The following is a 23,009-nucleotide window of genomic DNA, read 5'->3' as shown; positions in this document are numbered from 1 at the left end:
CGTGACCGGGATGGGCTCAGGCCGCGGCGAGCGGGCCGGCGGGAGCCTCGTCCTCGATCTTGATCGAACCGTCGGGACGCTCGCAGGTGCCGATCAGCAGGCCGCTGGCGATCGCATGGGCCTGCAGGGCCTCGACCACCTCGTCGCGTCCCGGGGTGTCGGAGAACGGCGGCGCGACGTCGAGCGCGTAGACCTGGAAGGCATAGCGGTGGATGCCATGTCCCGGCGGCGGGTCGGGTGGCAGCCAGGCCGCCTGCAGGTACGAATTGCGACCGACGCGCAACTCGGTCTCCTCGCGCTCCGGACTGGGCAGCGCGCCCTCGGCCAGCGCGTGGTCGGTGGTCGGCAGGCCCACCACGATGGCGTGCACCAGCGGGCTGGGCGTCGGTGAATCGGCATCCTCGACCAGCAGTACGACCGAGACCGTGCCCACGGGCAGGCCGCTCCACTGCAGCGGCGGCGAGACGCCGATGCCGTCGGCGGTATAGCGCGCCGGCAGCGGGGCATGGTCGCCGAAGGCGAGACTGCTGACGGCGATCGACGCCATCCCCTGGCGCAGACCGAGGGTGTTGAAGACGATCGCGTCGAGACCGGCGCGAACGTTGTGCAGGGCATGGCCGATGGCGTCGGGAAGTTTTTCAAGCATTTCCGAGGTATATCGCGCCTTTGTCCTGCCGTATGTAGGAATCGACACGACAGCCTTCCGCCGGACGCGTCGGCAGAATGCGGGCCTGCGGGAGCATTCCGTCTCCTCATCTCGAAAGTGCCCGTTCCGATGCCCACCGCCGCCCCCGTTCCTCCCAACCCTTCTCCTCCTCAGCGCCGGGCGGCCACCGGCATCGATGGCCTCGACAACGTCCTGGGCGGCGGTCTGCCCTGTGGCCATCTCTATCTGGTGGAAGGCACGCCCGGTGCCGGCAAGACCACGCTGGGCCTGCAGTTCCTGCTCCAGGGTCGCGCCGAGGGCGAGCGCAGCCTCTATGTGACGCTGTCGGAGACCTCGAACGAACTGCGCATCGTCGCCGCCTCGCATGGCTGGTCGCTCGAGGGCATCGACCTGTTCGAACTGGTGAACGAGGAGGGCCTGAGCGCCTCGGCCGAACAGTCGATCCTCTACCCGTCGGAAGTCGAACTCGGCGAGACCGTGCGCGGCATCATGACGGTGGTCGAGCAGCTGTCGCCCACGCGGCTGGTCTTCGACAGTCTGTCCGAGATGCGCCTGCTGGCCCAGGACCCGCTGCGCTATCGCCGGCAGATCCTGGCGCTGAAGCATTTCTTCGCTTCGCGCGCCTGCACCGTCCTGCTGCTCGACGACAAGAGCACCCAGGGCGGCGACCTGCAGCTGCATAGCATCGCCCATGGCGTGCTGGGACTCGACCAGGTGACGGGTGAATACGGTCCCGGCCGGCGGCACCTGCGCATCGTGAAGATGCGCGGCGTGCGCTACCGGGGCGGCGAACACGACGTCGTGCTCGACACCGGCGGCATCCAGGTCTTTCCGCGGCTGGTGGCCTCGGAGCATCGCACCGGTTTCGTCTCCTCGATGGCCTCGAGCGGCACGACGGCGATGGACCAGCTGCTCGGCGGCGGTCTCGCGCGCGGCAGCAACATGCTGTTCGTCGGCCCCTCGGGCGTGGGCAAGACCACGACCGCGATGTCGGTCGTGATGGCGGCCCTGCGCCGGGGCGAGAAGGCCTCCTACTATCTGTTCGACGAGGGTCTGGGCACGCTGATGCATCGCTGCGCGGCGCTCGGCCTGCCGCTCGAGGACTACATCGCCAACGGCCAGCTCGAAGTGCTGCTGCTGGATCCGGCCGAGATGTCGGCCGGGCAGTTCTCCAACATGGTGCGCGACGCGGTGCAGCAGCGCGGTTCCGGCACCGTCGTGATCGACAGCCTCAATGCCTACCTGCAGGCCATGCCCGGGACCAAGTTCCTGCTGCTGCAGATGCACGAGCTCCTGACCTTCCTCAACCAGCAGGGCGTGATCACGGTGCTGGTGCTGGGCCAGCATGGCATCGTCGGCGACGTGCGCAGCGACATCGACCTCAGCTACCTGTCGGATGGCATCCTGCTGTTCCGTTTCTTCGAGGCTCGCGGTCGGCTGCTCAAGGCCGTGTCGGTGGTCAAGAGCCGTATCACCCGCCACGAACTGACCATCCGCGAGTTCCGCCTGTGCGACCAGGGCATCGAGGTCGGCCAGGCACTGACCGATTTCGAGGGCGTCCTCAGCGGCGTGCCGTCGTACCGGGGCGACATCGCGATGCTGGGCGAGCCGGCATCGCCCGGCATCGGAGCCTGAGGTGGAACGTCGGGTCCTCATCCACGCACCGCGCGGCCGCGATGCCGACGTCATCCAGCGACTGCTCCAGGGTCTCAATCTGGTGGCGGTGATCTGCACTTCGGCCGAAGTGCTGATCATCCAGCTCGACCAAGGCGCCGCGGCCGCCATCCTGACCGAGGAATCGTTGTTGAAGCTGCCCGAGGCGCCACTGCGCGCCTGGCTCACCGGGCAGCCCAGCTGGTCGGATTTCCCCTTCATCGTGCTGGCCTCGCGCGAAGCCGGAACGCGCTCGCGCCAGGCCTTGCGGCTGCTGCAGACATTGGGCAACGCCTTCGTGCTGGAGCGGCCGGTGCACACCGAGACGCTGGCGCGCGCCGTCGACGCGGCCGTGCGCGCGCGTTCGCGGCAGTACGCGACCCGGCTGAACCTGCACCAGCTGGAGGACACCCGGGCCGAGGTCGAGCGGCTCAACGCCCAGCTCGAGGAACGCATCGCCGCCCGAACGCGTGAACTCGCCAGCGCCAACGACCGCCTCATGGCCGAGATCGCCGAGCGCGAGCGAGCCCAGGCGGCGTTGATCCAGGTGCAGAAGATGGAAGCCATCGGTCGCCTCACCGGCGGCATCGCGCACGACTTCAACAACCTGCTGCACGTCGTCAACATGAACCTCGACCTGGTGGCGCGCGTCGCGCGCGACGAGAAGGTACTGGGCATCGCGGCGCGCGCCAAGAGTGCGGTCGGGCGGGGCGCCAAGCTCACCGGCCAGTTGCTGTCGTTCGCCCGCAACCAGTCGCTGCTGCCGCGCCTGACCGACGTCAACGCGCTGCTGGAGGGCATGCGCGAACTGGTGGTGGTGTCCGTCGGACCGGCGATCCGGGTCGACCTGCGGCTGTGCGAGGAGCCGGCCTGGGCCGTGCTCGATGCCAACCAGCTGGAGATGGCGGTGCTCAATCTCGCGGTCAACGCGCGCGACGCCATGGCGGCGGGCGGCACGCTCACCGTGTCGACGCAGTTGCGCGAGATCACCGGCGATGGCGCGCAGTCGGCCGTCGAGCACGTGGTGGTGTCGGTGGCGGACACCGGCATGGGCATCGCGCCGCACCTGCTCAACAAGGTGTTCGATCCGTTCTTCACCACCAAGCCGGTGGGCAGTGGCACCGGGCTGGGTCTGAGCCAGGTGTACGGTTTCGTGCACCAGTCGGGTGGCATGACGGCGCTGCGCAGCCAGGAGTCGGTCGGCACGGCCGTCGACATGCTGTTCCCGGTCTCGAACGAGCGCAGCGACGCCGTGGCGGACTGCGATCGCCCGCAGCCCGGTCTCGGCGACGCCCGGCACCGCAAGGTGCTGGTGATCGAGGACGACGCCGAGGTGCGGCGCGCCATCGTCGAGAGCCTGACCATGCTCGGCTACGTCGTCACGGAGGCGGCCGACGGCGCCAGCGGCCTGCAGGCCCTGAGTGCCGGAACGCACGACCTGTTGATCGTCGACTACGCCATGCCCGGCCTCAATGGCGCCGAAGTGATCGCCCGGGCCCGCGAGCTGGTGGGCGACATCCCGGTGATCCTGGCGACCGGCTATGCCGACATGGCCCAGGTCGGCCGGGTGCTGGGCACCCAGTCCATCCTCGTCAAACCTTTCGATATCTCCACGCTGGCCAGCGCGGTGATCAAGGCGTTGCCCGAGAACGCCACGGCGCTGTGAGCCGGAATCCGTTTCCTCCCACCCACTCAACCATTCTTTCAGGAAGTTTCTTCATCATGGGCATCGTCTGGACCATCGTGATCGGATTCGTCGTCGGCCTCGTGGCGCGTGCCATCAAGCCGGGCAACGATGCCGCCGGTTTCATCGTCACCACCGTGATCGGCGTGCTGGGATCGCTCGGCGCGACCTATGTCGGCCAGGCGATGGGCTGGTACACGGCGGCCCAGGGCGCGGGATTCATCGCCTCGGTGGTCGGCGCGATCGTCCTGCTGGTCCTGTGGGGACTGATCAAGGGCCGTCGCTGATCCGCCACGGACTGCGGACGCAGCGGCGTGGCGCGCGTCGCCCCGCTTCGCCTAGGGCCGGGTGACGCCGAAGGACTCGGGCCGGGCGCTCGTGACGGCGCGTCGTCCGATGTCGTCGGCCGTGCTCCGGGTCGACCGTTCCAGGTCCTGGACGGTCCCCAGGCGGACCACCGCCGTCGCGATGTTCTTCGAGAAGCGCGCGACGTTGGAGACCATGGCTCCTGCATAGATGCCGCTGGTGCCCACGGTGAGCATCGCCTTCACGAACGGGACGTCGTGCAGCAGGGCGGTGCCCTCGGCCTCGGCCTTGGCCACCATCATCTTCGTGACCGCGCGCTTGGTGCCATAGCTGGCCGAGGCGGCGAAGAAGAGGCCCTGGGCCAGGTCGGCCAGGTACATGTGGAAGGCCAGATCGAACTGGTCCCGGTAGTCGCGCATGGCGCGCGCCATGATCCGGGCGCCGAGCGCCGCATGGAAGTGCGACCGCATGGCTGCCGACAGGGGCGCGCAGCCGAGCCGCGCGGCGAGCATGGCGCGCCCGACGCGCGCCGGTGCCGTGCCGAGGCTGTTGGTGGCGGTGTCCATCAAACCGGCGTCGGGGCGCATCGAGAGTTCGTAGGCCGGTTCGCCGAGTGGCGCGCCCCCGAGCGCGGTGCACAGGTCGTAGAGGGCCTCCTGGCCATGGGACGTGAGGTCGGCCAGCGTCGCGTCGCGCGGCTCGAGGTCGCCGTACCTGCCCACCGCCTGCGCCACGACCACCGAATAGGGCGCGCTGGCGCGCGTGGCGAGCGTGGGCACGTGGGTGGAGACGCGATAGCGGATGTGCCCGGCTTCCGGAGCGGGCAGGCCCAGCGTGAGGTAGGGCAGGTAGCCCTCGTCCGGGCCGCATGTCGCCGTGCCCGCGGTGGAGGGCGCGGGGCACGGCAGATGTCCGTGCAGGTAGGCGAAGGCGAGCAGCGCGTCGTGCGCGCGGCCGATCATCGACGAGGCCCGCTGGCTCTGCTCGCGCCAGAGCCGGTGGTCGACCGCCTTCCACAGCAGCACCGCGCAGACGCCGATCACCGACACGGCGATGGCGATCTCGATCAGCGAGATGCCGCGCTGTCCCGGGGTCCGGCGCGCCGCCGGGCGTCCGTGGCGTGCGCTCATGGGTTCAGCCCCGAGGCCTGCAGCCGCAGGGTCCGTCGCGTCTGGGCCTCGACCTCGGCCTGGAGCCGCGCGACCTGGGCTTTCGCGTGGTCCCGCCGGGTCCGTAGCTGATCGAGTGCCTCGTTGCCCTTGTCGATGCCCTCGCGGTCGGTGTTGATGAGCCAGCTGGTGCCGGCGATGGCGCCCGCCAGCGAGATGACGTTCAGGATGCTCTTGGCGATGGAGATGGGCGTCGTTTCCATGCCGATGAACTCCAGCACCATCGACAGGACGAACTTCTCGATGGCGATGCTCCAGTTGATCAGGCGCCATTTCATGTTGAGCAGCGAGTCCTCGAGGAGGTCCAGGTTGAGTTGGCGCAGCGTCATCTCCTGCCGGGCCAGCCGCAGGAGGTCGAGGGCGGCGGCCGTCGAGCGGACGCCGGCGGAGAGTCGAGAGAAGCGTTCGAAGCAGCCCAGCGTGGCGGCGAATTCGCCCGGCCCCCGGGTTCGCGTGTCCAGGCGCACACCCGCCGGCGGGGTGCCCGGGCTGGCGTCCTCCAGCCACATCTGCGAGGCGTCGAACGGCGCGCCGCTGTGGGGCCAGACCGCCTGCTGGATGCCGAATCCGAGCCGCATGCCACCCGGCAGCGCCGTGCCGGCTCGTTCGAGCCGCATCAGCTGCCAGCACAGGTCCAGGCCGTTGATGGTGCCGCGCGCGCCGATGCGGCCGGCCGTGAGGCGTAGCGGATCGGGGTCGTAGGGTGGCGGCGCGTGCAGCAGCGATGCCTCGACGATGTAGCGCATCCGCCGCGTCGAGCTCAGGCCCAGGGCATCGAGCGGCAGCCATCCCTCGACATAGCCCGGGCGCGTCGCACTGGGCGCGCCGTCGTCGGGCGCGGGCAGTCGCGCATGGGCCTGGGCATAACCCACGAGGGCGTTCTCGGACCGCTCGAGATCCTGCAGCGCGAGGTCCGATGCCAGCCGGCCCTGGATCCTGTCGATGGCGGTGAAGGTCGTCACGGTCAGCACGGCGACCAGGCTCAGGGTCAGGGCGGATTCGATCAGGATCCAGCCGTGCGGCCCCCGCCGGCGTCCCGGGTGTCGCGTCGTCACGGGGCGCTGCCTTTCGCATCGGCCGCGGCCAGCAGCGGCAACGCGTCGGGCCAGACGCGCGAGGCCTCGGCCCTGAGGGCCAGGTCGAGATACGAGAGGCTGTAGAGCGCTTCGGTCGTCAGGCCCAACGCCGTGACGATGGTGTCGACGATCGCCATCGCGTGGGCGCTGATCGATGTGGCGACGCCGAGTTCCGCCAGCACGAGGACCGGCAGCGTGAACGGCAGTCCGGCCGTGGCCACCACGACCAGTCCCTGCGCCTGTGCCGCGGTCACGATGCTGGCCACCGTGTCGATCGTCGAGGAGATCAGGTCGACGATCTCCGATGCGATGATCACGGACTCGATCTTCACGATCTCGAAGCTGCCTTCGATCGAGTCCTTGCGCTTGGCCGTCGAGTCCTCCGTCCAGGTGGTGGCCACGGCCAGGGTGTCGAGCGAGGCCAGCGTGATGCCGCACGACATCACCTGTGCGAAGGCGTCGAAGTCCTGGACCCGCACGCGGTCGCGATAGGTCGCCTCGGCGGGGCGCCACGGACTCTCCAGGCGCGGCGCGGGGCCGGCGTTGAGGGCCGAGTCGGCGACCGACTGGCCCTGGAACGCGACGGCGATGCCATAGGCGATGCGCGTGACGCCCGCGGCGTCGGCCGGGTCGACGACACTCGCGCGCCCATCGGGCGGGGGGGTGGTCGCCCGCAGCTTGCCGCACAGGTCGGCATTGCGTCCGCCGATCGAGGGATAGCCGGGATCCTGCGTCGGCCGGTAGGCATCGCCGGCTTCCGCGAGGTCGGGGTCGCCGCCGCCGGCCCCGCGATAGACCACGTAGATCACGGATGCGGCCGACCGGTCGTGCGAGCCCGGTGCGACGGGTGGGATGGGCGCGACGGGCTCGATCGACGCGACCGGCAGCCAGCCCTTGGCGAAGGCCGCGCCGCAATCCTCCGCGCCACCCGGCGTCCGGGACGGACACGGCAGCCGGCCCCGGGTGGTGGCGAAACCCTCGATCGCCTCCTCGGCCCATTGCAGGATCGCGTCCTGGTCGGTACCCGGTGGCGGGGGGTGCGGGCCGACATAGACCAGGGCCGCGAACATGGCGACGAAGACGATCATCAGCAGGGCGAGCCCCAGGGCGAGGACACCCGATTGCGCGGAGGACGCACGCTGTGCTGAGATCATGAGGTCGGCTTCCCTGCGGTCATCGTCGCCATGGAAATCACGGCGGCGGACAGCTTACGACCCGATGCGATGCTTACAAAATCTGATGCAGCATTCTTCAGATTTTTGATGCGGCGCCGGTGGCGGACCGGTCAGGCATAGGTCACCCAGTCCTCGTAGGCCGGGCCGTCGAGGTGCGGCAGCGTGTTGAAGGTCAGCAGGGACTGGCGGCGCGGCGTGAAGACCAGCTCGGTCACGGCGGTGTTGCGCAGGCGCATGTTGAGTTCGATGGCCGTCGCGGTGCCGGCCGCCAGCACATGGCTCACCGCCGTGCCGATCGGCCCGCCACTGGAGACCACCAGCACGCGCGCGCCGTGGTGATGCTGGCGCACGTGGTCGAGCGCGCTCGTCACGCCGGCCAGGAAGTCCACGTAGCTGGGCATCCCCACCGGCGCGGTGCGGCCCTCCATCCAGCCCGACAGGCCCTCGCGCAGCAGGCGGAAATGGCGCTTGTACAGCTCGGGCGTGTCGGGCCTGGCGAGCGGGCCGGCCTGCAGGGTGGCGATCACCGCGTCGCTGTCGTACTCGTCGAGACCCGGCCAGGGCGTCGCGTCACGCGTCGACAGTCCCAGGCCCTCGGCGATGCCCTCCCAGGTCTGGCGATGGCGTCGCAGCGTGCCGGTGATGACGGCATCGAAGCGCAGCCCCCGTTCCCGCCAGTACGCCCCCAGGCGCACGGCCTGCCGATGGCCGAGTTCGCTCAGCTGGTCGTAATCGGCCGCGCCGAGGCTGGCCTGTCCATGACGCACGAGATAGAGGGTTCCCATGCCGGCGATTCTGGGCAGGCGGCGATCGGGGGGCGGTCGCCGCCGCGACGACCCGGAGACGTGAGCGGGTGTGCCTTAACGCACGGTCGCCCATGGAAGTTGTTACCAAGTTAATAAAAATGTGTTCATTCTGAAACAATGAATACTTTCAGATTAATACATTTGGATTGGTTCTCAGAAGCCAGTCCGGGTGACACCCCAACTCCATGGAGTCGATGTAATGAACAAGTCTTATCGTAGCGTTTGGAATCAAGCGCTGGGTGCCTGGGTCGCGATTTCCGAGGTGGACCGTGCATGCGGTCACGGTCGTGGCGTGCGCTCGGCACTGGTGCTGGCCGGAGCGCTGGTGCTGGCGACCGGCGCGAGCGCGCAGCAGGACATCCATTACCTCGACGGCCAGGTGCGCGCCGAGGCCATCGACGTCGCCGCGTCGACCCGACAGGTCCTGAGCATCGCGGCGCCGGACGCCGAAGCCAACCAGACCGGCCTGATCTCGGGCGCCGGCACCATCGTCAAGCAGGGCGCGGGCACGCTGGTGCTGGGCCGCGACTTCCCGGCCGCGAGCAGCGCCAACACCCACACCGGCGGCACCGTGCTCGACGAGGGCACGCTGGCCGTGACGCACGCCGGCTCGCTGGGCACCGGCACGTTGACGATCAACGGCGGCACCCTACGCGGTGGCGTGACGCTGGCCAACGACATCGTCGTCAACGGCGACTTCACCGTCGCGCCGCTCGACCAGAACAGCACGCCCGCGGCGGCCCAGCGCAGTCTCAGGCTCGACGGCGACGTGAGGCTCGATACCGCCACCACGCCCACCATCCGCTTCGTCGCGCCGCCCTCGTCGGTGACCTATCTGCTCGAGATGGGCGGCGTGGTCTCGGGCACGCAGGGCCTGACCATCGAGGCTCCGGCCTCGAACCGCTACTGGGGCGACCTCGACTTCGTCGGCGGCAAGTCCAACACCTACACCGGCCTGACGACGGTCCAGGGCAGCACCGTGCTGGGCCTGGCGCGCACCGGCGGCGCCACCTCCATCGCCGGCGACCTGCTGGTGCAGGGCACCTCGAGCGTCGCCTTCCTGGAGAGCGAGCAGATCGCCGATGGCTCGACCGTCACCATCCGCAGCCAGGGCTTCGCGCTCGACAACCCCTACACCGGCGAGCGCACGCACCTGCCGGGCATGCTGTTCCTGCGCCCCGGCCTGACCGAGACCATCGGCGCGCTGCAGGGCGACGGCACCATCGTGCTGGGTTCGAGCACGTTGCGCACCGGCGCCGGCGATTTCTCCGGCACCATCTCCGATGCCGGCGTGCCGGGCGTCGCGGCCGATGGCCGGATCGTCAAGTACGGCCCAGGCGTCTTCACGCTGTCGGGCGCCAACAGCCATTCCGGCGGCACCACCGTCGAGGGCGGCACGCTGCGCGTGGCCCACGACAGCGCGCTGGGCACCGGCGGCCTCGCGCTGGCCGGCGGCACCACGCTCGACTACGACACCACCCGCGTCGCGCAGATCGCCAATGCGATCACCCTGACCGGCACCGCGACGCTCAACGTCGACGGCGGCAGCGTGCGCCAGTCCGGCGCCATCGGCGAGAGCGGCGGCAGCCAGGGCCTGGTCAAGACCGGCGCCGGCACGCTCGAACTGACGACGGCCAACGGCTTCTCCGGCGGCACCGACCTGCGCCAGGGCCTGATCGACATGCAGACCACCGGCGCGCTGGGCAGCGGCGCCGTGCGGGTCGGCGCGGATGCCGGCCTGCGCGTGGGCGCCGGCGCCACGCTGGCCGACCTGAAGGTCGCCAACGCCGGCTTCGTCGACGTCTCGCGCACCGGCGCCAGCGCCATCGGCTCGCTCGACGGCGCCGGCGACGTGCGCCTGGGCGGCAGCACCCTGACGCTGGGCGGCCTGAACCTCGACAACGCCATCTCCGGCGTGATCCAGGACGGCGGCGCGGCCGGCGGCAGCGGCGGCGCCATCGTCAAGAGCGGCAGCGGCACGCTGGTGCTCTCGGGTGCCAACAGCCACACCGGCGCCACCACCATCGACACCGGCACGCTGAAGGCCGGCGCGCGCTACACGCTGAGCGCGGCCTCGGCCCACGCGGTGGCCGTCGGCGCCACGCTCGACCTCGCCGGCCTGAGCCAGCGCGTCGCCTCGCTCTCCAACAGCGGCGTCGTCTCGGTACTGGGCGCCACGCCGGGCACCGACCTGACGGTGACCGGCGCCTATGTCGGCAATGGCGGCACGCTGCGCCTGGGCACCGCCCTGGGCAACAGCGCCAGCGTCAGCGATCGCCTGGTGCTCGACGGCGCCGGCGCCAGCGCCAGCGGCCGCACCACGGTGCAGGTCACCAACCTCGGCGGCCTGGGTGCGCTGACCACCGGCGACGGCATCGAGATCGTCGCGGCGCGCAACGGCGCCACCACCACCGCGCAGACCACGCGCAGCGCCTTCGCGCTGGCCGGCGGCCACGTCGATGCCGGTGCCTATGCCTACACGCTGCACGCGGCCGATGCCAGCGGCGCCGGCGAGAGCTGGTACCTGCGCTCGACCACGCCGGCCGTGACGACGCCGACCACCCCGACCACCCCGGTCACGACGCCGACGACGCCCGTGACCACCCCCACGACGCCGACGACGCCGGTCACGACACCCACCACGCCCGTGACCACGCCGACGACGCCGGTCGCGACGCCGACCACACCCGTGACGACGACGCCGACCACACCGACCACACCGACCACGCCGACCACGACGCCGGCGACCACCCCCACGACGCCGGCGACCACCCCCACGACGCCGGCGACCACCCCCACGACGCCGGCCACCACGCCCACCACGCCCACCACGCCGTCGACCGGCGTGACGCCGGAAGCCACGCTGTCGGCCACGCTGCGACCCGAGCTCCAGGCCGGCAGCGCCGGCGTGCCCAACTACCGCGCCGAGGTGCCGCTGTTCGCCGCGCTGCCGCAGCAGTTGCGCCAGGCCGACCTCGCCATGCTGGGCAACCTGCACCAGCGCATCGGCGACGAACCCGCCGGCATGGCCGTCGCCACCGGCACGCCCGCCGCCGCCGACGGCGCCCGTCGCAATGCCTGGGGCCGCGTCATCTCGACCCGCATCGACGTCCGCCAGCAGGGCACCGTCGATCCGGCCAGCCGGGGCCGCGTCGATGGCTTCCAGGTCGGCACCGACCTGCTGACCGGCAAGGACTGGCGCGCCGGCGTCTATGTCGGCCAGCTCGACGGCCGCGTCGCCACCAGCGGTTTCGCCGGCGGCACCTGGGGTCGCGTGGGCAGCAACGACCTGCGCTCGCGCTACCTCGGCGCCTATGCCACCTACATGAACGCGTCGGGCTTCTATGCCGATGCCGTGCTGCAGGCCGGCAACCACCGCGTCACCGTCGAGCCCCTGGGCAACGCGACGGCGCCGGTGCGCGGCGACAGCCTGCTGGCGTCGATCGAGGCCGGCCAGTCGTTCGCGCTCGGCGGTGGCTGGCGCATCGAGCCGCAGGTGCAGCTGATCCACCAGCGCATCGACCTCGACGACAGCACCATCTCCGGCGCCACCGTGCGGCACGACACCGACAACGGCTGGATCGCCCGCGCCGGCGTGCGCCTGAAGGGCGAGATGACGACCCGCGCCGGTCTGCTGCAGCCCTATGCCCGAGTGAACGTCTATGGCGCCACGCATGGCACCGACATCGCCCGCTTCGTCGGCCCGGCGGCGTCGACCGACATCGCCACGCGCACCGGCGGCACCTGGGCCGAGGCCGCCATCGGCAGCACCCTCGCGCTCGGCCGCACCTGGAGCGTCTATGGCGAGGTCGGCCGGCTCTTCTCGGCTGGCGGCGACACGCGCATCAAGAGCGGCGTGCAGGGCTCGATCGGCGTCAAGGCCCGCTGGTAGGCCAGGAGCGCGCGGCTCAGGCCTGCGGGCGGCGCGTGTCGGTGGCGATGCGCAGCGCCAGCAGCGCCAGCACGCTGCCCATCACCCGGCGCTGCGCGCGCAGCCAGCCCTCGCTGCGCGCGAGCCGCGCGGTGATCGAGGCGGCGCCCAGCACCAGCAGCAGGTTGACCAGGCCGCTCAGCGCGATCTGCACGGCGCCCAGCGTCGCGCTCTGCCACAGCACCGGGCCGCGCTCGGGATGGATGAACTGTGGGAAGAACGACAGGTAGAACATCGCGACCTTGGGGTTCAGGACGTTGGTCAGGAACCCCATGCGGAACAGCCGGGCCGGTGGATCGGCCGGCAGCGCGCGCGGCGCGAAGGGCGCCTGTCCGCCCGGCCGCACCGCCTGCCAGGCCAGCCACAGCAGGTAGGTCGCGCCGGCCAGGCGCACGGCGTCGAAGGCGAAGGGCACGGCCGCCAGCAGCGCCGTCAGGCCCAGGGTGGCGGCCACCAGGTGGACCAGGAAGCCGACCAGCACCCCGGCCAGCGACACGACGCCGGCGCGGCGGCCCTGGCACAGCGTGCGCGACACGCAATAGATCATGTTGGGCCCGGGCGTCAGCACCAGCAGCAGCGAGGCGAACGCGAACCAAGCGAGTTCGGGGACGGTGAACATGGTCGCGACCTCAGAGACCTGCCGATGCGAGCGTCACGACGCCGCGCGGCGTCGCCAGCACGGCCATCAGGTCGGGCGGACCAGGCTGGACGACGACGTCCGCCAGGCCGAGCGTGTCGAGCGCGTCGCGCAGCACGGCGTGCCGTGGATGGCGGGCGCGCAGCGAGCGCAGGGCGATGCCCGACGCCGGCAGCATGTCGGCCGGATGCACCGGCCCCCATTCGATCACCGTGGGCAGGGCGCCATAGAACAGGCGCTGGCCGTCGTCGCGCACGCTGATCTTCCAGTCGAGCCGGCCGGCCACGGAGTCGCGCGAGGCCTCGATCAGCGCGCCGCGATCGATCGGCACGGGACCGGTGGCCAGCGCGTGCAGCGCGGCCTGGGCATCGCCGACGCGGGCGACGAAATGGATCAGGCGCGGTCCGTGGCGCGCCAGGCCGTCCTGCAGCATCGCGTCGTCGAGGTCGAACCAGCGCTGCCGGCCCGGCTCGCGCAGGGGACGCCGCGCCGGGTCGATCGCGATGATCTCCAGGTAGGCCTGGGCGAATTCGTCGCTCGCGATCGACAGCAGGCGGTTGTGCGTGCCCATCAGCGGATGCGTGCCGCCCGGCCCGGGCGCGACGCCCAGCGTGGCCTCGCACCATCGCACGCCCTCGTCGAGCGTGCGGGCGGCGATCACGAGATGGTCGATGCGGGCGGCGTGCATGGCGGTTCTCCCCAGGTTCAGAGGCGCACCGAACCCTCGATGCAGGTGACCGAATCGCCGCCGATCCAGACCTGTCCCTGGGCATCGCGCGCGACGTGCACCCGGCCGTCGCGGCCCAGGCAGCGGCCCTGGCCGGCGACATAGCGCTCGTCGAGGTGGCCCTCGGCGATGAGCCATTGCGCCAGGCTGGCATTGAGGCTGCCGGTGACCGGGTCCTCGTCGACGCCGATCGGAGCGGCGAAGGCGCGCACCTCCAGCGCCGGCCGTTCCGCCGCCGCCGTGGCGGCCTCCGGGGCCGAGGGGGCGCCGGCCGACGCCGCGCTCGCCGAGACGGCGGCCACGTGGGCGAAGGCGCGCGCCTCGCGGTTGGAGCGCCGCGCCAGCAGGGGCGTCTCGTCGGCGGCGTGCAGGCCCGCCACGCCGACCTTCACGCCCAGGGTCCTGAGCGCGCGGTGGTCGGGCTGCAGCGCGAGCACGGTCTCGGCGTCGTCGAGCAGCAGGCCGAGCCAGACCGGACCGTTGTCGAGCACCTGCGCGGCGATCAGCTGCGTGGCCTCCAGGCCGAGCGCCCGGGCCACCTTGGCCAGCAGGCTCGGACTCGGCGCGCTGCGCGCGAGCGGCGGCGCCGCGAAGGCCAGCCGGCCGCCGCCCGGGGCCCCGCCGGCGGCCTCGCGGCGCAATGTCACCAGGCCGATGCCGCACTGCTGGACGATGCGCTCGGGCGACTTCGGCCGGCCACCGGCGGCCAGCCAGGCATGGCAGGTGCCGAGCGTCGGATGGCCGGCGAAGGGCAGTTCGGCGCCGGGCGTGAAGATGCGCACGCGGTAGTCGGCCGCCGGATCGGTCGGCGGCAGCACGAAGGCGGTTTCCGACAGGTTCGTCCAGCGGGCGAAGCGCTGCATCCGCGCGTCGTCCAGGCCGGTGCCGTCGAGCACCACCGCGAGGGGATTGCCCTGGCAGGGCACGGCGGTGAAGACGTCGATCTGCTGGAAGGGGCGAGAGCTGGTCGGGGGCGTCATCGTCGTCATCTTCTTCTTCGTCGTCGTCGTGTGGAGGTGGTCATGGGCCGGTCCTCGTCATTCGAGGGCGAGGTCGAGCACGCCGCGCGCGGCGGAGCGCGCCCGCAATCCGGAGAACCAGCGCTCGACGTGCGGCCAGGCCGGCCGGGCGTAGTCGGTGGGCGGCAGGCCGAACCAGCGATGCGCCTCGCAGCCGAGCGGGATGTCGGCCATGGTGAAGGTGTCGCCGGTCACGAACTCCCGCGTGGCCAGGTGCGCATCGAGCAGCGCGAACAATGGCTCGGTGGCGGCGACCGAGCGCGCGATCGCATCGGCATCGCGCTCGGCCGCCGGCGTGCGGATCCACTGCCTGAAGGCGCCGCCGCTCGCCGGGTTGAGGGTGGTCTGCTGCCAGTCCATCCAGCGCTCGGCGTCGAAGCGCGCGTCGAGTGGCTCGGGGTAGAGCGTGCCGGGCGCGTGGCGGGCGCACAGGTAGCGCACGATCACGTTCGACTCCCACAGCACCAGGCGCTGCGCGCCCTCGCCGTCGTCGATGCACGGCACCAGCGCGTTCGGGTTGAGCGCCAGGTACTCGGGCGTGCGCACCACGCCGAAGCGGCCGCCGGCCTCGGTGCGCTGGAAATCGAGCCCCAGTTCCTGCGCGCACCAGACCACCTTGCGCACGTTGATCGAGCTGATGCGGCCCCAGATGTTGAGCATGGCGCGACTCCTGCGGGGCTCAGTGGGCGGCCGCGAGTTCGCGCTGCACCTGCACGGCGGCGTTGTGCGCCAGCTGCTCGCGCAGGGTCGCGGCCAGGGCGGCGATGGCGATGTCGATCTGCTCGACGCTGGCCGTCACGAACGACAGGCGCAATGTGCGCGCGTCGCCGTGGCCATCGGCATGGAAGGGCGCGCCCGGCACGAAGGCGACGCCGCGCTCGACCGCCAGCGGCAGCAGCGCCGTGGTGTCGATGCCCGCGGGCATGCGCGCCCACAGGAACATGCCGCCGACCGGCAATTCGAAGCTCACGTCCAGGCCCTCCATCTCGCGCCGCAGCGCCGCCACCATGGCGTCGCGCTGGCGCTTGTAGAGCGCGCGGATGGTGGGCACGTGGCGTTCCAGGAAGCCGTCCCTGATGACCTCGCAGACCATGCGCTGCGTGAAGATCGGCGTGTGCAGGTCGACCGCCTGCTTGGCCTGCAGCAGCTTCGGGTAGATCGCCTTGGGCGCCACCAGGAAGCCCAGGCGCAGGCCGGGCGCCAGCACCTTGGAGAACGAGCCCAGGTAGATGCAGCCTTCGGGGTTGCGCGCGGTCAGCGGCAATGGCGGCGCCTCGTCGAACCAGAGGTCGCCATAGGGGTTGTCCTCGACGATCGGCAGGTTCGCCGCCGCGGCGGCGGCCGAGACGGCGGCGCGGCGCGCCTCGTCCATGGTGCGCCCGGTCGGGTTCTGGAAGTTGGGCAGCAGGTAGATGAAGCGCGCCGCCTCGGTGGTGGCCGTGGCGCGGGCCTGGGCCACCATGTCCTCGACCACCACGCCGCCGGCGTCGCTGGCCACCGCCACCGGCACCGGCTCCATCGGCGAGAAGGCCTGCAGCGCGCCGAGGTAGGTCGGGGTCTCCACCAGCACCCGGCTGCCGGCGTCCAGCAGCACCTTGGCGACCAGGTCCAGGCCCTGCTGCGAGCCGGTGGTGATGAGCACCTGGGCCGGATCGACGTTCCACGGCAGCATGTCGGCCACCGCCTGGCGCAGCGGGCCGTAGCCCTCGCTGGCCGCGTACTGCAGCGCGGCCGGGCCGTCGGTGGCGAGCACGTGGGCGCAGGCCTCGGCGAAGGCCGTGACCGGGAAGGTCGCGGGCGAGGGCAGGCCGCCGGCCAGGCTGATGATGCCCGGGCGGTCGGCGACCTTGAGGATCTCGCGCAGCACCGAGGGATTCATCTTGTCGGCGCGGCGGGCCAGTTTCCAGCTTGTCATGAGGGAGCTCCTTGAAGGTCGGGATATGGGAATCGGGATCGGTGAAACGGGCGCGGGCCTCACGGCGCGGCCAGCTTCCGGCCGGCGACCACCGTGGCGACCACCGCCAGCGCGAAGCCGAGTGTGACGCGCTCCAGGGGTTCGCCCAGCAAGGGCACGGCCGCGAGGATCGACAGGAAGGGCTGCAGCAGCTGCAGCTGGCTTACCCGCAGCGCCCCGCCCATGGCCAGGCCGCGATACCAGGCGAAGAAGCCCAGCCACATCGAGAACACGCCGACATAGGCCAATGCGGCCCAGGCCGAGGCTTCCACCGGCTGGCGCGGCCAGGTCAGCAGCATGCCCGGCAGCGTGAGCGGCAGGGCCAGCACGCAGACCCAGCAGATCACGCGCTCGGCGCCCAGCGAGGGCGTCACGCGCGCGCCCTGGATGTAGCCCAGCGCCGCCGCCAGCACGGCGCCCACCAGCAGCAGGTCGGCCCATTCGAAGCCGAAGCCGAAGCCGTGGCCGCCACCGCGCGCGCGCAGCAGCGAGAAGGCCACCACCAGCGCGCTGCCGGCCACGGCGCAGATCCAGAAGCCCGGCCGCGCGCGCTGGCGCAGCAGTAGCGCCGCCACCGCCGCCGTCGCCAGCGGCAGCAGCGCCGTGACCACGGCCGCGTGGCTGGCCGTGACCACCCGCAGCGCCAGGCCCAGCAGCAGCGGATAGCCGATGGCGTTGCCCAGCACCGCGCAGGCCAGCGGCAGCCACTCGTGGCGCTGCGGGCGCGGCGCGCGCAGGGCCACCAGCAGGCCGATCGACAGCACGCCGGCAAGCACGGCGCGGGCGAAGGTCACGAACCAGGGCGAGAGCTGCGGCGCCGCCTCGGTGCCGGTGGCCAGCCGCGTCATCGGCAGGGTGACCGCGAAGATCGCCACGCCGAGCAGGCCCAGCCACAGGCCCAGGGTCTCGCGCCGCAGGCCGAAGGGGAGGGCGCGGGGCGATGCCGTCGCGACGAGGGCCGCGCGTCTCATGCGCGCACCATCCAGGTCGCCGTCAGCACCAGCAGCAGGGCCATCGCCCGGTTGAACCACAGCAGGCGGCGGCCCCGTGCCAGCCAGCCCCGCAGCAGCGCGCCGACCAGCGCATACGCGAAGTTGCTGGCCAGGGCGAAGGCGGCCATCACCGGCGCCACGACGGCGAAGCGCTGCAGCGCGTCGGCCTGCCCGGCGATCCAGCCGGCCACCAGCGTCAGCGCCAGCAGCCAGGCCTTGATGTTGAGGAACTGCAGCAGCACGCCCTGCGTGAAGCCGACGTCGAGCCGGCGGGCCTCGGCGGCGCCGAGCGCGCCGCTGCGCGAGAGCCGGGCCGCCAGCCACAGCAGATAGCCGATGCCGACCGCCTTCACGGCCCAGCGCAGCGCCGGGGCGGCGACCAGCAGCGAACCCAGGCCGGCCGCGCACAGCGCCAGCAGCAGGGTCCAGCCCAGCGGCACGGCCAGCACGAAGCGCATCGCGCGCGGCAGGCCGCCATTCGCGGCCAGGGCGGTGGAGAGGGTGGTGTTGGGTCCGGGCGAGAAACTCATCGCCGTGGCCAACACCAGCAGCGCGGTGAATTCTTGCCAGTCCATGTCACGGACTCTAGACTCATGACCATTACAGTACCAATACAGTTTGCGGCACACAGGCGACGACTGTATGGGGCCGCTGCCAGACACAGATCGCGGCGCCACGCCGTCCAGGACGACCCCTCCCATGCTCACCCGCACCTCCAGCCAGTCCCTCACCTCGCAGTTGGCCGAGCGTTTCGCCGAGCGCATCCGCACCCGCCTGCTGGCGCCCGGCGCGCGCCTGCCCTCGGTGCGCGAGTGCGCGCGGCAGCAGGGCGTCAGCCCGCACACGGTGGTCGCGGCCTACGACCAACTGCTCGCCCAGGGCCTGGTGGAGGCGCGGCGCCAGCGCGGCTTCTACGTGCGCGACGCGGTGCGCGAGCCGGCGCGCCCGGACGACGGCATCGGCGCGCGTGCCGCCGGCGTGGCCGTCGCGCCACCATCCGGGCGCCTGCCGGCCGATGCCAGCTCGCTGATCCGCGGCATGTTCCATCGCCAGAGCGACAAGCCGCAGCCCGGCATGGGCGTGTTCCCGCCCGACTGGATGGACTCCACCTTCATGCCGACGGCATTGCGGCGCCTGACCGGCACCCGCGCCCTGCAGGAGCTCTCCCTGCAGTACGGCGAACCGGCCGGCGACACGGCCCTGCGGCGCAGCCTGTCGCAGAAGCTCGCGGGCATCGACGTCCCGGCCGCGCCGGAGCAGATCGTGACCACCGTGGGGGCCACCCACGCGCTCGACGTCGTCAGCCGCACGCTGCTGCGCGCGGGTGATCCGGTGATGGTGGAGGAGCCCGGCTGGGCGATCGAGTTCGCGCGGCTGGAATCGCTGGGCATGCGCATCCTGCCGGTGCCCCGGCGTGCCGACGGCCCCGACCTGGCGGTGATGGCGCGCTATTGCGAGACGTACGCGCCCAAGCTGTTCGTCAGCGTCAGCGTGCTGCACAACCCGACCGGCTACAGCCTCACGCCCGGCAGCGCGCATCGCGTGCTGCAGCTCGCCGCCCAGCACGACTTCCACATCGTCGAGGACGACACCTACAGCCACCTCGCGCCCGAGCACGCCACGCGGCTGTGCGCGCTCGACGGCCTGCGCCGCACCATCTATGTCAGCGGCTTCGCCAAGATCCTGGCGCCCAACTGGCGCATCGGCTTCCTGGCCGCCTCGCCGGAACTCAGCGGGCGGCTGCTGGAGACCAAGCTGCTGTCCACCCTCACCACGCCGGCATTGTTCGAGCGCGCGCTGGCCTCGTGCATCGACCAGGGCCAGCTGCGCCGGCATGCCGAACGCGTGCGCACCCGGCTCGACGGCGCCCGCGCCCGCACCGTCAAGCTGGCGCTCGCGCATGGCTGCCGCTTCGAGTCCGAGCCCGCCGGCCTGTTCGGCTGGGTCGACACCGGCGTCGACACCGACGCGCTGACCCAGCGCATGCTCGACCAGGGCTACCTGCTGGCGCCCGGCTCGCTGTTCCATGCCGCCCGCACGCCCGGCACGCTGATGCGGATCAACTTCGCGACGGCGCAGGATGCCGCGTTCTGGAAGGTGTTCACGCGGCTGCGGCGCGGCTGAGGGCCGGTGCCATCCCGGGCGACGCCGGCCCGGTACTTTTTCACGCAATCGTCATAAAGCTCGTTTTGGTGAAATAAGTAACTTTAAAGTATTAACAATATACACAAGACTACATCCTGTAACTACTCAGCAGGACGGTCTCGTGACTTCACACACCCTCGGTGCACCCGGTTTCCGGGACGACATCAACGGCTTGCGCGCCTGGGCCGTCGCTGCCGTCGTGCTCTTCCACTTCGGCCTGCCGGGTCTGCGTGGCGGCTTCGTCGGCGTCGACGTGTTCTTCGCCATCTCGGGCTTCCTGATGACCGGCATCGTGGTCAAGGCGCTGGAGCGCGGCCGCTTCTCGGTCTGGGAGTTCTACCTGGCGCGGGCGCGGCGCATCGTGCCGGCGCTGGCCGTGCTGTGCGCGGTCCTGCTGGCGGCGGGCTGGCGCTGGCTGCTGCCGATCGACTACAAGGCGCTCGGCACGCATGCCTGGTCGAGCGTGGCCTTCATGTCCAACTTCAAGTACTGGCGCGAGTCCGGCTACTTCGACGCCGGCTCGCACGACAAGTGGCTGCTGCACACCTGGTCGCTGGCGGTGGAGTGGCAGTTCTACCTGGTGCTGCCGCTGGTGCTGCTGGCGGCGTGGAAGCTGCGTCCCGGCCGCGCCATGCTGCTGTGGGTGATGGGCATCGGCCTGCTGGGCTCGCTCGCCCTGTCGGTGGTCGGCACGCCGCTCAAGCCGATCGGCGCCTTCTTCATGCTGCCCACGCGGGCCTGGGAGATGCTCGCCGGCGGGCTGGCCTGGATGCTGGCCAACCGCTGGGCCTTCACGGCGCGCCAGCGCACCGGTCTCGAAGCGGTCGGCCTGGGCCTGGTGATCGTCTCGCTGGCCGCCTTCGACGCCACTTCGGCCTGGCCGGGCTGGCGGGCGATGGTGCCGGTGGCCGGCGCGGTGGCGGTGCTGCTGGCGGCGCGTCCGGCCTCGCCCTGGACCGGCAACCCGGTGGCCCAGTGGCTCGGCACGCGCTCGTATTCGATCTACCTGTGGCACTGGCCGATCGTGGTGGCGCTGAACTACGCCGGCTGGCTGGCCCAGCCCGTGGCCATCGCGGCCGGCCTGGCACTGACCCTGGCGCTGGGCGACCTGTCCTATCGCCTGATCGAGACGCCGGCGCGCGTCGGCCTCGGCCGGCTGCCGCGCGGCTGGGGCGCGCTGGCCATGGCCGCCGCCGCCGCCATGGTGGTGGCGCCGGGGCTGGGCGTGGTCGCCCGGGACGGCGTCGCCGGCCGCTTCGCGCCGGAGATCGAGGCCGTGGCGGCCGAGGCGCGCAACTTCAACCCGCGTCGCGAGGAGTGCAATCTCAACACCGGCATCGTCTCGCCCTCGTGCGTGTACGGCGGGCCGCGGATCGATGCCGTCGTCATCGGCGACAGCCATGCCAACGCGCTGGTGACGGCGGTGGCCGCCGCGCTGCCGACGGCGGCGCAGGGCGTCATGGAGTGGTCCTACAGCGCCTGCCCGACGCTGGAGGGCGCGCACCTGCAGGAGGCCTCGGGACGCCGCTGCAGCGAATTCGTCGACTGGACGCTGGAGCAGCTGAAGCGGGTGCCCGCGACGACGCCGGTGGTCATCATCAACCGCCATGGCCAGTATGTCTTCGGCGACATCGTGGACGAGGACCATCCCGCCACGCCCTGGGTCTACTTCACCCAGCGCTACGCCACCCCGGAGCCGGCCTTCAGGAAGGAATACACCGATCGCCTGACCGCCATGGCCTGCCGCCTGGCCAAGGATCACCCGGTCTACCTGGTGCGCCCGGTGCCGGAGATGAGCCGCGACGTGCCGAGCACCGCGCGCGCGATGGTCTGGGGCGAGCGGCAGGAGGTCGGCATCACCCTGGCGAGCTACCACCGCCGGCACGACTTCATCTGGGCCGCGCAGGATGCCGCGCGCGACCAGTGCGGCGTGAAGATCCTCGACCCGCTGCCCTACCTGTGCGCCGATGGCGTCTGCCGCGGCGCCCACGCGGGCCGGCCGATCTACTTCGACGACGACCACATGAGCGAGTACGGCAACAAGCTGCTGGTGCCGATGTTCGCCGAGGTCTTCGGCGCCGAGCGCGCGCCCGCCACACCCGCCGCGCCAGCGACCCCGGTCGAGCCCTTCGTGCCGGGCGACCCGTCGGATGCCTCCATCGGCGACCCGGGCCGCACCATGGCCCAGGCGACGGTGCCTATGCCGGCCGCACCAGCGACGAGCCGCCGTCCACTGTGAGCGTGGTCCCCATGACGTAGTCGCCGGCGCGCGAGGCCAGGTAGATGGCCGCGCCGGCCATGTCCTCGGGCCGGCCGATGCGACCGCCGGGGATGCGCGGCGTCACCGCGTCGGCATGGTCGCGGGCGGTGCGGTTCATGTCCGAGGCGAAGGCGCCCGGCGCGATGGCGCTGACCGCGATGCGATCGGGCGCCAGGCGCAGCGCCATGCGGCGCGTGAGGTGGATCAGGCCGGCCTTGCTCGCGGCATACGAGTAGGTCTCCATGGGATTGACCGACAGGCCGTCGATCGAGGCGATGTGGATCACCTTGGCGAGATGGTCGGTGGCGGCGGCGCGCAGCATCGGCGCCAGCGCCTGCGTGAGGAAGAAGGGCGCCTTCAGGTTCAGGTCGACCACCTTGTCCCAGCCGCTCTCGGGAAACTCGTCGAAGGGCGCGCCCCAGGCGGCGCCGGCGTTGTTGACCAGGATGTCGAGCGTGGACTCGTGCCGCGCGTAGGCGGCCACCAGGGCGCTCACGCCCTCGGGCGTCGAGACATCGGCCGGCAGCGAGACGCACGGGCCCAGCGCCGACATCTCGGCGGCGGCGCGATCGCAGGCCTCGGCCTTGCGCGCGGAGATGTAGACGCGGGCGCCCTGGCCGAGGAAACCCTCGGCGATCATGCGGCCGATGCCGCGCGAGCCGCCGGTGACGAGGGCGCTGCGGCCCCGGAGCGAGAAGAGGTCGGTGGTGTTCATGGGGGGTGTCTCCGTGATGCGCCGGCGCACCGTTGCGACCGGGCCGGGGCAGCTTAAGAGGGGCGGGGAGCACGCGGCGTCGCGCAGGCGCCA

Annotated in this window: 19 protein-coding genes; 6 read left to right on the top strand and 13 right to left on the bottom strand. The window is 71.6% G+C overall.

The window, feature by feature from the left end:
* Positions 1 to 16 precede the first annotated feature (16 nt).
* A complete protein-coding gene (locus tag AC1MLT_RS10605; protein WP_481032244.1) occupies positions 17 to 646 on the bottom strand; it encodes a YbhB/YbcL family Raf kinase inhibitor-like protein in 630 nt (209 codons plus the stop codon).
* A gap of 129 nt (positions 647 to 775) precedes the next feature.
* Here AC1MLT_RS10605 and AC1MLT_RS10600 point away from each other — a divergent pair, with 129 nt between their 5' ends.
* Genes AC1MLT_RS10600 through AC1MLT_RS10590 form a run of 3 tightly spaced genes read left to right on the top strand, consistent with a single transcriptional unit; the run spans position 776 to position 4,291 of the window.
* Positions 776 to 2,302 (top strand): ATPase domain-containing protein, encoded by a 1,527-nt coding sequence (locus AC1MLT_RS10600; protein WP_481032243.1) that lies wholly within the window; start codon positions 776 to 778, stop codon positions 2,300 to 2,302.
* Between the two features lies 1 nt (position 2,303).
* On the top strand, positions 2,304 to 3,986 hold the full coding sequence (locus tag AC1MLT_RS10595) for a response regulator (RefSeq protein WP_481032242.1): 1,683 nt from the start codon (positions 2,304 to 2,306) through the stop codon (positions 3,984 to 3,986).
* Between the two features lie 56 nt (positions 3,987 to 4,042).
* A complete protein-coding gene (locus AC1MLT_RS10590; protein WP_481032241.1) occupies positions 4,043 to 4,291 on the top strand; it encodes a GlsB/YeaQ/YmgE family stress response membrane protein in 249 nt (82 codons plus the stop codon).
* Between the two features lie 51 nt (positions 4,292 to 4,342).
* Here the strand turns inward: AC1MLT_RS10590 and AC1MLT_RS10585 are convergent, their stop codons facing one another.
* The 4 genes from AC1MLT_RS10585 to AC1MLT_RS10570 form a co-directional block, all read right to left on the bottom strand.
* Positions 4,343 to 5,440, bottom strand: coding sequence for a type II secretion system protein (locus AC1MLT_RS10585; protein ID WP_481032240.1), 1,098 nt, complete (start codon positions 5,438 to 5,440; stop codon positions 4,343 to 4,345).
* Positions 5,437 to 6,534, bottom strand: coding sequence for a hypothetical protein (locus tag AC1MLT_RS10580; RefSeq protein WP_481032239.1), 1,098 nt, complete (start codon positions 6,532 to 6,534; stop codon positions 5,437 to 5,439). Before AC1MLT_RS10580 ends, AC1MLT_RS10585 begins: the two co-directional genes overlap by 4 nt.
* Positions 6,531 to 7,709 carry a hypothetical protein gene (locus tag AC1MLT_RS10575; protein WP_481032238.1) on the bottom strand — a complete coding sequence of 393 codons (1,179 nt, stop codon included), beginning with the start codon at positions 7,707 to 7,709 and terminating at the stop codon, positions 6,531 to 6,533. Before AC1MLT_RS10575 ends, AC1MLT_RS10580 begins: the two co-directional genes overlap by 4 nt.
* A gap of 131 nt (positions 7,710 to 7,840) precedes the next feature.
* Positions 7,841 to 8,515, bottom strand: coding sequence for a histidine phosphatase family protein (locus tag AC1MLT_RS10570; protein ID WP_481032237.1), 675 nt, complete (start codon positions 8,513 to 8,515; stop codon positions 7,841 to 7,843).
* Positions 8,516 to 8,735: 220 nt separating this feature from the next.
* Between AC1MLT_RS10570 and AC1MLT_RS10565 the strand changes: the two genes are divergently transcribed.
* Positions 8,736 to 12,428 (top strand): autotransporter outer membrane beta-barrel domain-containing protein, encoded by a 3,693-nt coding sequence (locus tag AC1MLT_RS10565; RefSeq protein ID WP_481032236.1) that lies wholly within the window; start codon positions 8,736 to 8,738, stop codon positions 12,426 to 12,428.
* Positions 12,429 to 12,444: 16 nt separating this feature from the next.
* Here AC1MLT_RS10565 and AC1MLT_RS10560 read toward each other — a convergent pair whose 3' ends face one another.
* From AC1MLT_RS10560 to AC1MLT_RS10530, 7 genes are read right to left on the bottom strand one after another with little or no spacing between them, the layout of a single operon-like run.
* Positions 12,445 to 13,086: a LysE family translocator gene (locus AC1MLT_RS10560; protein WP_481032235.1), complete on the bottom strand. Its 642-nt coding sequence runs from the start codon at positions 13,084 to 13,086 to the stop codon at positions 12,445 to 12,447.
* Positions 13,087 to 13,096: 10 nt separating this feature from the next.
* A complete protein-coding gene (locus AC1MLT_RS10555; protein ID WP_481032234.1) occupies positions 13,097 to 13,792 on the bottom strand; it encodes a VOC family protein in 696 nt (231 codons plus the stop codon).
* 17 nt (positions 13,793 to 13,809) lie between these two features.
* Positions 13,810 to 14,811 carry a PhzF family phenazine biosynthesis protein gene (locus AC1MLT_RS10550; protein WP_481032233.1) on the bottom strand — a complete coding sequence of 334 codons (1,002 nt, stop codon included), beginning with the start codon at positions 14,809 to 14,811 and terminating at the stop codon, positions 13,810 to 13,812.
* 57 nt (positions 14,812 to 14,868) lie between these two features.
* On the bottom strand, positions 14,869 to 15,510 hold the full coding sequence (locus AC1MLT_RS10545) for a glutathione S-transferase family protein (RefSeq protein ID WP_481032232.1): 642 nt from the start codon (positions 15,508 to 15,510) through the stop codon (positions 14,869 to 14,871).
* 19 nt (positions 15,511 to 15,529) lie between these two features.
* The gene (locus tag AC1MLT_RS10540) at positions 15,530 to 16,765 is read right to left on the bottom strand and encodes an aminotransferase-like domain-containing protein (RefSeq protein WP_481032231.1); all 1,236 of its coding nucleotides are present in this window, start codon (positions 16,763 to 16,765) and stop codon (positions 15,530 to 15,532) included.
* A gap of 59 nt (positions 16,766 to 16,824) precedes the next feature.
* The gene (locus AC1MLT_RS10535; RefSeq protein WP_481032230.1) at positions 16,825 to 17,775 is read right to left on the bottom strand and encodes a DMT family transporter; all 951 of its coding nucleotides are present in this window, start codon (positions 17,773 to 17,775) and stop codon (positions 16,825 to 16,827) included.
* Positions 17,772 to 18,371: a LysE family translocator gene (locus AC1MLT_RS10530; RefSeq protein WP_481032229.1), complete on the bottom strand. Its 600-nt coding sequence runs from the start codon at positions 18,369 to 18,371 to the stop codon at positions 17,772 to 17,774. The genes AC1MLT_RS10535 and AC1MLT_RS10530 overlap by 4 nt, the downstream gene beginning before the upstream one ends.
* A 124-nt stretch (positions 18,372 to 18,495) precedes the next feature.
* Between AC1MLT_RS10530 and AC1MLT_RS10525 the strand changes: the two genes are divergently transcribed.
* Both AC1MLT_RS10525 and AC1MLT_RS10520 read left to right on the top strand, forming a co-directional pair.
* Complete coding sequence (locus AC1MLT_RS10525) at positions 18,496 to 19,920, top strand: aminotransferase-like domain-containing protein (protein ID WP_481032228.1); 1,425 nt, start codon at positions 18,496 to 18,498, stop codon at positions 19,918 to 19,920.
* 142 nt (positions 19,921 to 20,062) lie between these two features.
* On the top strand, positions 20,063 to 22,180 hold the full coding sequence (locus AC1MLT_RS10520) for an acyltransferase family protein (RefSeq protein WP_481032227.1): 2,118 nt from the start codon (positions 20,063 to 20,065) through the stop codon (positions 22,178 to 22,180).
* On the opposite strand, the gene AC1MLT_RS10515 is transcribed toward AC1MLT_RS10520, so the two are convergent.
* Entirely contained in the window at positions 22,140 to 22,916 is a 777-nt protein-coding gene (locus AC1MLT_RS10515; RefSeq protein WP_481032226.1) for an SDR family oxidoreductase, read from the bottom strand. The genes AC1MLT_RS10520 and AC1MLT_RS10515 overlap by 41 nt on opposite strands.
* Positions 22,917 to 23,009 lie beyond the last annotated feature (93 nt).

The sequence above is a fragment of the Variovorax sp. PEI5 genome, assembly GCF_056679935.1.
The sequence above is the reverse complement of the archived record's forward strand: the minus strand, read 5'-3'. Positions and strand labels throughout refer to the sequence as shown.